The organism is Pseudomonas sp. KK18 (assembly GCF_037094675.1).
Taxonomy (GTDB): domain Bacteria; phylum Pseudomonadota; class Gammaproteobacteria; order Pseudomonadales; family Pseudomonadaceae; genus Aquipseudomonas.
Map to the genome: position 1 here is coordinate 2,848,315 of NZ_CP146605.1, position 13,096 is coordinate 2,861,410.

General features: G+C 63.5%; 10 protein-coding genes. 9 read left to right on the forward strand and 1 reads right to left on the reverse strand.

Annotation, left to right across the window (positions count from 1 at the left end):
- Nucleotides 1–135 precede the first annotated feature (135 nt).
- The 9 genes from V6607_RS12975 (at nt 136) to V6607_RS13015 (ending at nt 11,754) form a co-directional block, all read left to right on the forward strand.
- On the forward strand, nt 136–927 hold the full coding sequence (locus V6607_RS12975; protein WP_134326239.1) for an enoyl-CoA hydratase-related protein: 792 nt from the start codon (nt 136–138) through the stop codon (nt 925–927).
- A 41-nt stretch (nt 928–968) separates the two neighbouring features.
- Nucleotides 969–2,129: an acyl-CoA dehydrogenase family protein gene (locus V6607_RS12980; protein WP_008436052.1), complete on the forward strand. Its 1,161-nt coding sequence runs from the start codon at nt 969–971 to the stop codon at nt 2,127–2,129.
- Nucleotides 2,130–2,147: 18 nt separating this feature from the next.
- Complete coding sequence (locus tag V6607_RS12985) at nt 2,148–4,247, forward strand: acetate--CoA ligase family protein (RefSeq protein WP_134326240.1); 2,100 nt, start codon at nt 2,148–2,150, stop codon at nt 4,245–4,247.
- Nucleotides 4,248–4,258: 11 nt separating this feature from the next.
- Nucleotides 4,259–5,869 carry a 5-guanidino-2-oxopentanoate decarboxylase gene (locus tag V6607_RS12990; protein WP_134326241.1) on the forward strand — a complete coding sequence of 537 codons (1,611 nt, stop codon included), beginning with the start codon at nt 4,259–4,261 and terminating at the stop codon, nt 5,867–5,869.
- Nucleotides 5,870–5,881: 12 nt separating this feature from the next.
- Nucleotides 5,882–7,468, forward strand: coding sequence for an ABC transporter substrate-binding protein (locus tag V6607_RS12995; RefSeq protein WP_134326242.1), 1,587 nt, complete (start codon nt 5,882–5,884; stop codon nt 7,466–7,468).
- 165 nt (nt 7,469–7,633) lie between these two features.
- Entirely contained in the window at nt 7,634–8,593 is a 960-nt protein-coding gene (locus V6607_RS13000) for an ABC transporter permease (protein ID WP_134326243.1), read from the forward strand.
- Nucleotides 8,594–8,596: 3 nt separating this feature from the next.
- Complete coding sequence (locus V6607_RS13005; RefSeq protein WP_087694880.1) at nt 8,597–9,424, forward strand: ABC transporter permease; 828 nt, start codon at nt 8,597–8,599, stop codon at nt 9,422–9,424.
- A gap of 2 nt (nt 9,425–9,426) precedes the next feature.
- A complete protein-coding gene (locus tag V6607_RS13010) occupies nt 9,427–11,046 on the forward strand; it encodes an ABC transporter ATP-binding protein (protein ID WP_134326244.1) in 1,620 nt (539 codons plus the stop codon).
- Between the two features lie 9 nt (nt 11,047–11,055).
- Entirely contained in the window at nt 11,056–11,754 is a 699-nt protein-coding gene (locus tag V6607_RS13015; RefSeq protein WP_134326245.1) for an NAD(P)H-dependent oxidoreductase, read from the forward strand.
- Nucleotides 11,755–11,878: 124 nt separating this feature from the next.
- Here the strand turns inward: V6607_RS13015 and V6607_RS13020 are convergent, their stop codons facing one another.
- Nucleotides 11,879–12,955: a 3-deoxy-7-phosphoheptulonate synthase gene (locus V6607_RS13020; RefSeq protein WP_134326246.1), complete on the reverse strand. Its 1,077-nt coding sequence runs from the start codon at nt 12,953–12,955 to the stop codon at nt 11,879–11,881.
- Between the last annotated feature and the right edge of the window lie 141 nt (nt 12,956–13,096).

Here is a 13,096-nt window from a genome sequence, read left to right on the forward strand (position 1 = left end):
CTGGACGCAATGTCCGGGCCGGCATTTTCCCCTCGAAAAATATTTGCAGTTACCCGATTGCCTCCTTACTGAACACTCGTTTAGTATCGCCCCATGTCGCACCCCTCAAGCCAATTAAAATAATTCGAGGATTCCATGACTACAGATCCGTCCGTGCTCACTCAGGTGCAGGCAGGCGTTGCCTGGATCACCCTCAATCGCGGCCCCCAGCGCAATGCCCTGGACATCCCGACCCTCAACCACCTGCATGCCTTGCTGGACGGTTTCAACCGCGACCCGGCTGTGCGCGTGGTGGTACTGACCGGCAGCGGTCGCAGCTTCTGCGCCGGTGCCGACCTTGCCGAATGGGCCGATGCCGAAGCCCGTGGCGCCCTCGAAACCTACGGCTGGACCGAAACCGCCCACGCCCTGATGACCCGCCTGCACACCCTCGACAAACCCACCCTCGCCGCCATCAACGGCACGGCGGTCGGTGCCGGCATGGACCTCACCCTGTGCTGCGACCTGCGCGTCGCCGCGCAATCGGCACGCTTCAAGGCCGGCTACACCAGCATGGCCTACTCGCCGGACGCCGGCGCCAGCTGGCATCTGCCGCGCCTGATCGGCAGCGAGCAAGCCAAGCGCCTGCTGTTCCTCGATGAATTGTGGAGCGCCGACCGCGCCCTGGCCGCCGGGCTGGTGGGCGAAGTCGTTGCCGACGAGCAACTGCATACCCACGTCGCCGAGCTGGCCACGCGCCTGGCCAACGGCCCGACCTTTGCGTTTGCCCAGACCAAAACCCTGATCCGCGAAGGCGCCGGGCGCAGCCTGCCCGAGCAGCTCCAGGCGGAACTCGCCGCCGGCCTGCTGTGTGGACGCAGCGCCGACGGTGCTGAAGCCCTGCGCGCCTCGATGGAAAAGCGCCCACCGAACTTCTCCGGCAACTGATTCCCCTTCAAAACACCCTCGAACGATCGACAGGTAGCGCCATGAATTTCCAGCCCAGCCAAGAACAAGACATGTTGGTGGACGCGGTACGCAGTTTTGTTGCCAAGGAGTTGTTGCCCCACGAGGAGGCGGTGGACCGCGCCGATGAAGTTTCGCCGGAGCTTGCCGCGCAGATTCGTGACAAGGCCATCGCTGCCGGTTTCTATGCCTTCAACATGCCGGAAGACGTCGGCGGTGGCGGCCTGGATTACCTGTCACAGGCGTTGATCGAGCGTGAGTTGTCGAAAGTCTCCTGGGCGCTGCATGTGTTTGTCGCCCGGCCGTCGAAAATCCTCATGGCCTGCACCGGCGCGCAGATTGGCGAGTACCTGTTGCCGTGCGTGCAGGGCAAGAAGATCGACTGCTTTGCCCTGACCGAACCGGGTGCCGGTTCCGACGCCAATGCGATCAAGACCCGCGCCGTGCGCAGCGGTGATGACTTTGTGCTCAATGGCAGCAAGCACTTCATCAGCCACGCCGGCCACGCGGATTTCGCCATCGTGTTTGCCGTTACCGACACCTACGAACACAACGGTCGCCAACGCAATGCCGTGACCTCGTTCCTGGTGGACCGTGGCACGCCGGGCATGACCATTCGCCGGGGCCCCAAGTGCGTCAGCAACCGCGGCTACCACACTTATGAAATGTTCTTCGACGACTGCCGCGTACCAGCCTCCAAAGTCCTCGGCGAAGTCGGCAAAGGTTGGGAAGTCGCCAATGCCTGGCTGACCGCAGGCCGGGTGATGGTGGCTGCCAACTGCGTCGGCCAGGCCCAGCGTGCGCTGGACGTTTCCCTGCAATGGGCGGCCGACCGCAAGCAGTTCGGCCAGCCCATCGGCACCTATCAAGGCATCTCGTTCAAGCTCGCCGACATGGCCACGCAAATCCGTGCGGCCGAACTGCTGACCCTGAACACCGCCTGGAAAATGGACCAGGGCACCATGACCGACGGCGAGGCCGGCATGGCCAAGCTGTTTGCCAGCGAAGTACTGGGCAAGGTTGCCGATGAAGCGGTGCAGATCTACGGCGGCATGGGTTTGATGGACGAAGGCCCGGTGGAGCGCATCTGGCGCAACGCGCGGATCGAGCGGATCTGGGAAGGCACTTCGGAAATCCAGCGCCACATTATTGCCCGCGAACTGTTGCGGCCACTGTTGCGTTGATCGGGTCGGAGAACGCTTATGTCCCAGGCTATTCGCGACAATCTCAAGCGCCTGCTGGCGCCCCGTCACCTGGCATTCGTCGGTGGGCGCAGCATGGCCCGTGCCCTCAAGCGCTGCGCAGAAGGTGGTTTTGCCGGCCAGATGTGGCTGGTCAACCCGCAACATGACAGCCTCGATGGCGTTCCCTGCGTGCGTCGCGTGGCCGATTTGCCGTGCGGTCCGGACGCGGTGTTTATTGCCACCAACCGCGAGCTGACCCTGACCTGCGTTGCCGAACTGGCGGCCATCGGCACCGGTGGCGCCATCTGCTACGCCTCCGGGTTTGCCGAAACCGGCGCCGAGGGCCAAGCCTTGCAGCAACAACTGCTCAAGGCCGCTGGCGAGATGGCACTGCTGGGCCCCAATTGCTATGGCCTGCTGGATTACCTGCACAGCTCGGCGTTGTGGCCGGTGGCCCATGGCGGCAAGCCGGTCGAGAAGGGCGTTGCGGTGCTGACCCAGAGCGGCAACTTTGCCTACAACCTGTCCATGAGCGACCGTTCGCTGCCGGTGGCCTACATGGCGTCGGTGGGCAACCAGGCGCAGCTGGGGGTTGCCGAGTTGATGGACGTGCTGCTCGACGAGCCGCGCGTTACAGCGATTGGCTTGCACCTGGAAGGCTTGAAGAATGTGCCGGGGTTCGCCCGTGCGGCCCACAAGGCCCTGGAAAAAGGCATTCCGATCATCGCCCTGAAAACCGGGGTGTCACAGATCGGCGCCGAGTTGGCTTTGAGTCATACCAGTTCGTTGTCGGGTTCCGATGCGCTGTACGACAGTCTGTTCGCGCGCCTGGGTGTGATCCGGGTCAGCGGGCCGGTGAGTTTTGTCGAGACCCTGAAGGCGGCGGCCTGCGGTAATCTGCCGGCGGGCAACAGCCTGATCGCCCTGGCCTGTTCCGGTGGTGATGCCGGGTTGATTGCCGACTACGCCGAGCGCAACGATTTGAGCCTGCCGAAGCTCGACGAAGGCCAGCGTGAAGAGTTGGCGCAGGTGCTGCCCAGCTACGCCAATCTGGTCAACCCGCTGGATTTCACCACGGCCATCTGGGGCAACAGCGACGCGCTTAATACGATGCTCGACACGGCACTGCGCACCGAAGCGGATGCGGCAATGCTGGTGCTCGACTACCCGGCGGAATTTACCGGTGAGCGCAAGGAGTGCGACCTGCTGCTGGAGCTGTTTTGCAGTGCGCTGACTCGCCACGGCAAGACTGGCTTTGTCACCTCTGCATTTCCCGAATTGCTCCCGGCCCACGCTCGCGAGCGTCTGCATGCCCAGGGCGTTGCCGCGTTGCAAGGCGTGGAAGATGCGCTGGCGGCCTGGGGCCGGATTGCTGACTATCAAAACAATCGCCGGGCGTTGTTGGCGCGGGGTGAGTCGATACTGGTGCCGCTGTGCCCGCAAGCGCTTGAGCAACACGGACAGTCGCTTGATGAGTGGGATTCCAAGCAGGCTTTACGGGCTTTCGGCCTGACCACGCCAGCCGGTGTCTTGAGCACTCCCGAGCGGGCCATAGCCGATGCCAAAGTGCTGGGTTACCCGCTGGTACTCAAGGCCGTCAGTGCCGACTTGCCGCATAAAACCGAAGCCGGCGCCGTGGCGCTCAACCTGCAGGACGGCTTCGCCTTGACTGCTGCCCTGGCTCATATGCGCGAGCAAATCGCCGCTTATGCGCCGGATGTGCCGTTCGATCAGCTGCTGCTGGAGTCCATGGCTACGCCGCCGCTGGCCGAGCTGATTGTGGGCATCAAGCGCGAAAACGACTTCGGCCTTGCGCTGGTGATCGGCGCTGGTGGAATCCTTGTGGAGTTGCTCAAGGACAGCCGCAGCCTGCTGTTGCCGACCACCGACGACGCAATCCGCAACGCCTTGCTCAGCCTGCGCAGCGCCGCATTGCTGCAAGGCTTTCGCGGACGGGAAGTGGCCGACATGGAAGCCCTGGTGGCGGCGATTCGTGCGGTGGCCGACTACGCCTGCGCCAACGCCGGGCAATTGCTGGAGCTTGATGTAAACCCATTGCTGGTCAATGCCCGGGGCGCCACGGCGGTCGATGCATTGATCCGTCTCGCCCAGGCGTGAAGGAGATGACAATGCAAAGCAAAACCTTGACGGGCGGCCAGGCCCTGGTGCGATTGCTGGCCAACTATGGTGTCGACACGGTGTTCGGGATTCCCGGCGTGCACACGCTGGAGCTGTATCGCGGCTTGCCGGGCAGCGGTATTCGGCATGTGCTGACCCGCCACGAGCAGGGCGCCGGCTTTATGGCCGACGGTTATGCGCGGGTCAGCGGCAAGCCGGGGGTGTGTTTCATCATCACCGGGCCGGGGGTGACCAACGCCGCGACGGCGATCGGCCAGGCGTATGCCGACTCGATTCCGCTGCTGGTGATTTCCAGCGTCAACCACACCGCCAGCCTCGGCAAAGGCTGGGGCTGCCTGCATGAAACCCAGGACCAGCGGGCGATGACCGCGCCCATCACTGCGTTTTCAGCGGTGGCGTTGAGCGCCGAGGATTTGCCGGAGTTGATCGCGCGGGCCTACGCGGTGTTCGACAGTGAGCGACCGCGCCCGGTGCATATTTCGGTGCCGCTGGATGTACTTTCGGCGCCGATCAAACGGGACTGGAGCAATGAGGTGGTGCGCCGTCCCGGGCGTGGCTTGCCATCGGCTGAAAGCCTTGATCAGGCAGTGGCAAAACTGGCCGCGGCCAAGCGCCCGATGATCATTGCCGGTGGCGGTGCGCTGTTGGCGGCCGATGCCTTGCCGCGCTTGAGTACGCAGTTGGCGGCGCCGTTTTTCAGCAGTGTCGCCGGCAAGGGATTGTTGCCGGTGGAGCATCCGCTGAATGCCGGTTCGACTCTGTGTGTCGAGCCCGGCTGGCAGCTCATCGCCGAGGCGGATGTGGTGTTGGCCATCGGCACCGAAATGGCCGATACCGACTTCTGGCGTGAACGCCTGCCGATTAATGGCGAGCTGCTGCGGGTGGATATCGACCCGCGCAAGTTCAACGATTTCTATCCTTGCGCCGTCGCGTTGCACGGTGATGCCCAGCAAACGACGCTGGCTTTGCTGGAACGCTTGCCAGCCACGCCGCGCAACGCGGATGCCGCCACCGCTGCGGTCGCGACGTTACGCCAGGCAGTCAGCAGCGGCCATGGTCCGTTGCAACGGATTCACCAGGCGATTCTCGACCGCGTGGCCGCCGAGCTGCCGGCCAATGCCTTCATCAGCAGCGACATGACCCAACTGGCTTACACCGGCAACTACGCCTTTCCCAGCAACGCCACCCGCAGTTGGCTGCATCCCACCGGCTACGGCACCCTGGGCTATGGCCTGCCGGCCGGTATCGGCGCCAAGTTCGGCGCACCGCAACGGCCCGGCCTGGTGCTGGTGGGCGACGGCGGCTTTCTCTACACCGCCCAGGAACTGGCCACGGCCGTGGAAGAACTGGACAGCCCGCTGGTGGTGTTGCTCTGGAACAACGACGCCCTGGGGCAGATTCGCGACGACATGCTGAACCTGGACATCGAACCCATCGGCGTACTGCCGCGCAACCCGGACTTTGCCGCCCTGGCGCGGGCGTTCGGCTGCACGGTCAGCGAGCCACAGAACCTGGATGAGCTGCAGACGGATTTGCGTAACGGTTTCAAGCGCAACGGCGTGACCTTGATCGAGTTGAAGCATGCCTGTGTGAACCTTTAGAGGAGCAACACCATGAGCGAAAACAACAACAAAATGACTCAAGCGATGCACCGGCGGGACTTCCTCAAGCACAGCGCCGTAGCCGGTGCCGTGGCCGCCGCGTTTTCCATGGGCCTGCCGCTGCAGGCCTTTGCCGAGGAGGCCACGCCCAAGCCGGGCGGCGTGCTGCGCATGGGCCTGGCCGGCGGCAGCACCACCGACTCCCGCGACCCGGGATCCTGGGTCGACACCTTCACCTTCGTCGGCTTTTCGGCGGTGTACAACACTCTCACGGAAATCGCGGTGGACGGCAGCGCCATCCCCGAATTGGCCGAAAGCTTCGAGTCGACGCCCGACGCGCGCACCTGGACCTTCAAGCTGCGCCAGGGCGTGACCTTCCATAACGGCAAAAGCCTGACCGCTGACGACGTGGTGGCCTCGATCAACCATCACCTGGCAGCCAACTCCACCTCGGCGGCCAAGACGGTGATCGGCGATGTGGCCAGTGTCAGCGCCAAGGGCAGCGATGCCGTGGTGTTCGAACTGCACTCGGGCAATGCCGATTTCGCCTATGTGGTCGCCGATTACCACCTGGTGATCATGCCCGCCAAGGACGGCGCCGCCGACTGGCAGGCCGGGATCGGCACCAGCGGTTATCGCCTGAAAAGCTTCGAGCCGGGCGTACGCATGGACCTGGAGCGCAACCCTGATTACTGGAAGCCGGGCAGGGCACACTTCGCCAGCGCCGAGCTGTTGGCGATTGCCGACGGCGCAGCGCGGGTCAATGCGCTGGTCACCGGGCAAGTCGACGTGATCAACAAGGTCGACCTGAAAACCGTAGCCCTGCTCAAGCGCAATCCCACGCTGGTCATCGAAGAAACCAAGGGCGCCCAGCACTACACCTTCCCGATGTTGTGCGACAGCAACGAGTTCAAGAACAACGACATCCGCATGGCGATGAAGCATGCGATCAACCGCGAAACCCTGCTGGCCTCGGTGCTGCATGGCTATGGCCTGGTGGGCAACGACCATCCGATCCAGCCGGGCAGCCGCTTCATCAACGCCGCCCTGGAGCAGCGCACCTACGACCCGGACAAGTCGCGGTTCTACCTGCGCAAGGCCGGTGTGGAGTCGCTGAAGGTGCGCCTGCAAGCTTCCGATGCCGCCTACACCGGCGCGGTGGATGCTTCGGTGCTGTTCAAGGAGCAGGCGCGCCAGGCCGGGATTGATATCGACGTGGTGCGCGAGCCGGCGGATGGCTATTTCTCCAACATCTGGATGAAGCAGCCGTTCACCACCTCGTTCTGGTACAGCAGCCTGACTGCCGACCGCATGTTCAGCATCGGCTACGCCAAGGGCGCGGCGTGGAACGAAACCCATTGGAATAACGACCGCTTCAACCAGTTGCTCAACGCAGCGCGGGGCGAGATGAACGCGCCGCTGCGCCAGGAGATGTACAACGAAATGCAGAGCCTGTGCCGGGACGACGGCGGTGCGATTGTGCCGTTGTTCGCCAGCTCCGTGGCGGCCCGCTCGAACCGCGTCAGCCATGGACCGCTGACGGCGCCGTATGGGGAACTGGATGGGTTGCGGCTGATCGAGCGGTGGTGGCAGGCGTGAAGATTTCAGAAACGCCACCAATCAAATGTGGGAGCGGGCTTGCTCGCGAATGCGGTGGATCAGTCTCTATCTGTATTGGCTGACACACCGCTTTCGCGAGCAAGCCCGCTCCCACATTGGTCCTGTGTCGCCTTCGAGAACATGCCCAACTCATGAGAACCGAACATGAATAGCCTATTCAAACTGGTACTCCAACGTCTCGCCCTTGGCCTGCTGTCGTTGTTCGCCGTCTCGGTGATCATCTTCCTGGCGGTCGGCATGCTCCCCGGTGATATCGCCCAGGCCATGCTCGGCCAGTCCGCCACGCCGGAAACCGTCGCCGCCTTTCGCGCCCAACTGGGCCTGGACCTGCCGCCCCTGAGCCGGTTCGTGCAATGGCTGCTGCGCCTTCTGCACGGCGACCTCGGCGCTTCCCTGGCCAACCAGCGGCCCATCGCCGAACTGATCGGCGCACGCCTGGGCAACACCTTGCGCCTCGCGGCACTGGCGGCGTTGGTCTCGGTGCCCCTGGCGCTGGTGCTGGGGATGCTCGCCGCGCTGTACCGCAACAGCTGGTTCGACCGCCTGCTCAACACCTCGGCCCTGAGTGCGGTGTCGTTCCCGGAGTTCTTCGTCGCCTACCTGCTGATCCTGGTATTTTCGGTCAAGCTGGGCTGGTTTCCCAGCCTGTCCAACCTGGCGCCGGATGCCTCATTCGCCACCATTCTCGAACGTTCGGTGTTGCCGGTGGCCACCCTGAGCCTGGTGGTGATCGCGCAGATGATGCGCATGACCCGCGCCTCGCTGATCAACCTGCTGGCCAGCCCGTATATCGAAATGGCCCGGCTCAAGGGCATCAGCCAGTCGCGGATTATCTGGCGCCACGCACTGCCCAATGCCCTGGCGCCGATCGTCAACGTGATCGCGCTCAACCTCGCGTACCTGGTGGTGGGCGTAGTGGTGGTGGAGGTGGTGTTTGTCTACCCGGGCCTCGGCCAGTTGCTGGTGGACTCGGTGTCCAAGCGCGATATCCCGGTGGTGCAGGCGTGCAGCCTGATCTTTGCCGCCACCTACATCCTGCTCAATACCGGCGCCGATGTGCTGTCCATCGCCACCAACCCACGCATGATGCATCCCAAGGGGTAGACCATGAGCCTTCTCACACAACTGGCCCGGGCGCCATTGAGCGCGAAGTTCGGCCTGCTGGTCATCGTGCTGTACGTGCTGGTGGCGTTGTTTGCACCGCTGCTCGCACCTTACGGGGAAACCCAGGTGGTGGGTGACGGGTTTGCGCCCTGGAGCGGCCAGTTCCTGCTGGGCACCGATAACCTTGGGCGGGACATGTTCAGCCGCCTGGTGTATGGCGCGCGCAACACCCTGGGCATCGCTTTTTTGACCACGGTGCTGGCGTTTTTGCTGGGCGGTTTGAGCGGCTTGATAGCCGCGATCAAGGGCGGCTGGGTCGACCAGGGATTGTCGCGGGTGGTGGATATCCTGATGGCGATCCCGCAACTGATCTTCGCCTTGCTGATCCTCAGCGTGGTGGGCACCAATGCCACCTCGCTGGTGCTGGTGATTGCACTGCTGGATTCGACCCGGGTGTTTCGCCTGTCCCGGGCCGTGGCGATGACCGTGGTGGTGCAGGACTTCGTCGAAGCCGCCCGGCTGCGTGGGGAAGGGCTGTGGTGGCTGGTCACCCGCGAAGTGCTGCCCAATGCCGCCGCGCCATTGATTGCCGAGTTCGGCCTGCGGTTCTGTTTCGTGTTCCTGTTTATCAGCGCGCTGTCGTTCCTTGGCCTGGGCATTCAACCGCCCACCGCCGATTGGGGCAGCATGGTCCGCGACAATGCGGTGCTGATTACCTTCGGCGACATCAGCCCGTTGCTGCCGGCCCTGGCGGTGGCGTTGATCACCGTCAGCGTGAATTTTGTCGTCGACTGGATGCTGCATAAATCCAGCGGCCTGAAGGAGTGTTGAGGATGGACAAGCCATTGCTGGAAATCCGCAACCTGCAGATTGAAGGGCATTACGAAGACGCCTGGCATCCGTTGATCAAGGGTATCGACCTGACGTTGCAACGGGGTGAGGTACTGGGGCTGATTGGTGAGTCTGGCGCGGGTAAATCAACCCTGGGCCTGGCGGCCATGGGCTTTGCCCGCGACGGTTGTCGCATCACCGGTGGCTCGGTGTGCTTTGACGGCATTCAACTGTTGCAGGCCAAACCCGAAGCCTTGCGCAAGCTTCGAGGACTGCGGATTGCCTACGTGGCGCAAAGCGCTGCCGCGTCGTTCAACCCGGCCCACCGGCTGATTGACCAGCATGTGGAAACCGCCGTGATCAACGGTGGCATCAGCCGCGCCCAGGCTGAACGTGAGGCGGTGGAGTTGTACCGCGTGCTGCGCCTGCCCTATCCGGAAACCATCGGCCAGCGTTATCCGCATCAGGTCTCCGGCGGGCAACTGCAACGGGTGATGACCGCCATGGCGATGGCCTGTCACCCGGACCTGATCATCTTCGACGAACCCACCACCGCCCTCGACGTCACCACCCAGATCGAAGTGCTGGCGGCGATTCGCGATGCGGTGAAAACCTTCGGCAGTGCCGCGCTGTATATCAGCCATGACCTGGCGGTGGTCGCGCAGATGGCCGACCGCATCATGGTGCTGCGCCACGGCAAGCTGGTGGAGGAGGCCGAGACCCGCGCCATGCTCAGCGCCCCGCAGCAGGACTACACCAAATCCCTGTGGGCGGTGCGCAGCTTTCGCACCGAACCCAAGGCCTGTCCCCAGCAGCAGATGCCGTTGCTGGAAGTGCGTCAGGTGTGCGCCAGCTACGGGCATCAGCCGGTGCTGCATGACGTGTCGATGAGCTTGCATCGCGGCCAGACGTTGGCGGTGATCGGTGAGTCCGGCAGCGGCAAAAGCTCCACCGCACGCTTGATTACCGGGTTGCTGCCGGCTACGGCGGGGCAGGTGCTGTATGACGGTGAAGCGTTACCGGCGGACTTTCGTCGGCGCAGCAAGGAGCAGTTGCGACGGATCCAGATGATCTACCAGATCCCCGATACCGCGCTGAACCCGCGCCAGCGCATCGTCGACATCATTGGCCGGCCACTGACCTTCTACCTCGGCCTCAAGGGCAAGGCCATGCGTGCCCGGGTCGCCGAGTTGCTGGAGATGATCGAGCTGGATCCGGCCACCTTCATGGAGCGTCAGCCCCGTGAGCTGTCCGGCGGCCAGAAGCAGCGGATTTGCATCGCCCGCGCTTTGGCGGCCGATCCGCAATTGATCATCTGCGATGAAGTGACCTCGGCCCTGGATCAATTGGTGGCCGAAGGCGTGCTGAAGCTGCTCAACCGTATCCAGCAACAGTTGGGCGTGGCCTACCTGTTTATCACCCATGACGTGGCCACGGTGCGCGCCATTGCCGACGAAGTGGTGGTGATGCAGCGGGGCAGGGTGGTGGACCAGGGCAGCCGCAGCGCGATCTTCACCCCGCCGTATCAGGACTACACCGGCCTGCTGTTTTCATCGGAGCCGGAAATGGACCCCGACTGGCTCGACCATTTGCTGGCCGAACGGGCCGCGCTTACTTCTTGAGGAGTTTTTATGAATGTGTTGATTGTCCATGCCCATCCCGAGCCGCAGTCGTTTACCGCGGCCTTGCGTGACCAGGCCACGGCTACCCTGCAAGCGCAGGGGCATGAGGTGCAGGTCAGTGATTTGTACGCGATGCACTGGAATCCCGTAGCCAGCGCCTCGGACTTCACCTCGCGGGAGAACCCCGACTACCTGGTGTATGCCCTGGAGCAGCGCCTGGGGGTGAAAAGCCAATCCATCGCGGCGGATATCCGGCAGGAGTTGGACAAGCTGCTGTGGGCCGATCTGCTGATCCTCAATTTCCCGATCTTCTGGTTCTCGGCGCCCGCGATGCTCAAGGGCTGGATTGACCGGGTGCTGGTGTCGGGCGTGTGCTACGGCGGCAAGCGGTTTTATGATCAGGGCGGGCTCGCCGGCAAGAAAGCGCTGGTCACGGTCACCCTTGGCGGGCGCGAGCATATGTTTGGCGAGGGTGCGATTCACGGGCCGTTGGAGGACATGCTGCGGCCGATCCTGCGTGGCACGCTGGCGTATGTCGGGTTTGAGGTGCTGGAGCCGTTTGTGGCGTGGCATGTGCCGTATATCAGCGCCGAGGCCCGGCAGGATTTTCTGCGCAATTACCAGCAGCGGCTGGAAGGGCTGGCGGATGACCAGCCGTTGGTGTTTCCGAAGTTGGCGCAGTTTGATGAGGCTCTTTATCCACTTTAGTCAAGTGAATGAAGATCCAGTGTGGGAGCGGGCTTGCTCGCGAAAGCGGTGCGCCAGTTGATGCATGTGCTGGCTGAACCACCGCATTCGCGAGCAAGCCCGCTCCCACATTTGATCTTCATTGTCAGGCGCGATTGTGTACCCGCAACCGCTCGGCAGCGCTGCGCAGCAGCTGTTCCGTGCCGTCCCAGCCCAGGCAGCCGTCGGTGATCGACACGCCGTATTTCATCGACGGGCTCAATGGTTGGCAGCCTTCAAACAGGTGGCTTTCGATCATCATGCCGATCAGCGAGGTGTCGCCCTGCAGGCGCTGTTCCAGCACGTCGTTGAACACCGCCGGTTGGCGCAGCGGGTCTTTGCCGCTGTTGGCGTGGCTGCAGTCGACCATGATCCGCGGCGCGACTTTGCTCTTGGCAAGGTCGGCGTGAACCTGGGCCACGCTCTGGCGATCGTAGTTCGGCCCACGATGGCCGCCGCGCAACACGAGGTGAGTGTCGGGGTTGCCCGGGGTCTGGATGATCGCCGGATGGCCCTGGCTGTCGACACCGAAGTGACGGTGCGGGTGAGCGGCGGAGCGCATGGCGTCACAGGCGATGGCCACGCCGCCGTCGGTGCCGTTCTTGAAGCCGACGGGCATGCCGAGGCCGCTGGCCATTTCGCGATGAATCTGCGATTCGGTGGTGCGCGCGCCAATGGCGACCCAGCTCAGCAGGTCATCGAAGTAGCCGGCAGCCATCGGTTGCAGCAGCTCGGTGGCGACCGGCAGGCCCAGGCGCAGCATTTCCCGCATCAGTTCCCGGGACAGGGTCAGGCCGGCGGCCATGTCGTCGCTGCCATCCAGGCGTGGGTCGTAGGCCAGGCCTTTCCAACCGATGGTGGTGCGGGGTTTTTCGACGTAGGCGCGGATCACCAGCAGCATCTGGTCACTGACTTCATGGGCCAGTTTTTTCAGGTTGCGCGCGTATTCCATGGCCGATTCCGGGTCGTGGATCGAGCACGGGCCGACAATCACCAGCAGGCGTGAGTCTTCACCCTGGAGGATGGCGCGCACGGCTTGGCGATGGGCGTGGATCTGTTCGTTGAGGAATGGGCTCAGGGGCAGTTGGTGCTTGAGCTCAAGGGCACTGGGCAAACGCTGGGTCAGCGCTTCATTGGCGCAGGACAGGGTGGAAACAGGCAGAGCGGCGATCGAGGCTTTCATATTCGGGCTTCCTGGGCAAGCGGCGGGCTGTTCCCGCACGCTCTGCCCTACTGGGGTGTTCGACAATTGGCCGTATTGGCTACGTGTGTTGGCTTGCCACCAATAGGTGACCGATCGGAGGCGGCAGGCTGTCCCGAACGG

Bases quoted from the DNA above. Each gene is read 5' to 3' on its own strand.
- V6607_RS12975 (WP_134326239.1), top strand. From the start codon at position 136: ATGACTACAGATCCGTCCGTGCTCACTCAGGTGCAGGCAGGCGTTGCC.
- V6607_RS12980 (WP_008436052.1), top strand. From the start codon at position 969: ATGAATTTCCAGCCCAGCCAAGAACAAGACATGTTGGTGGACGCGGTA.
- V6607_RS12985 (WP_134326240.1), top strand. From the start codon at position 2,148: ATGTCCCAGGCTATTCGCGACAATCTCAAGCGCCTGCTGGCGCCCCGT.
- V6607_RS12990 (WP_134326241.1), top strand. From the start codon at position 4,259: ATGCAAAGCAAAACCTTGACGGGCGGCCAGGCCCTGGTGCGATTGCTG.
- V6607_RS12995 (WP_134326242.1), top strand. From the start codon at position 5,882: ATGAGCGAAAACAACAACAAAATGACTCAAGCGATGCACCGGCGGGAC.
- V6607_RS13000 (WP_134326243.1), top strand. From the start codon at position 7,634: ATGAATAGCCTATTCAAACTGGTACTCCAACGTCTCGCCCTTGGCCTG.
- V6607_RS13005 (WP_087694880.1), top strand. From the start codon at position 8,597: ATGAGCCTTCTCACACAACTGGCCCGGGCGCCATTGAGCGCGAAGTTC.
- V6607_RS13010 (WP_134326244.1), top strand. From the start codon at position 9,427: ATGGACAAGCCATTGCTGGAAATCCGCAACCTGCAGATTGAAGGGCAT.
- V6607_RS13015 (WP_134326245.1), top strand. From the start codon at position 11,056: ATGAATGTGTTGATTGTCCATGCCCATCCCGAGCCGCAGTCGTTTACC.
- V6607_RS13020 (WP_134326246.1), bottom strand. From the start codon at position 12,955: ATGAAAGCCTCGATCGCCGCTCTGCCTGTTTCCACCCTGTCCTGCGCC.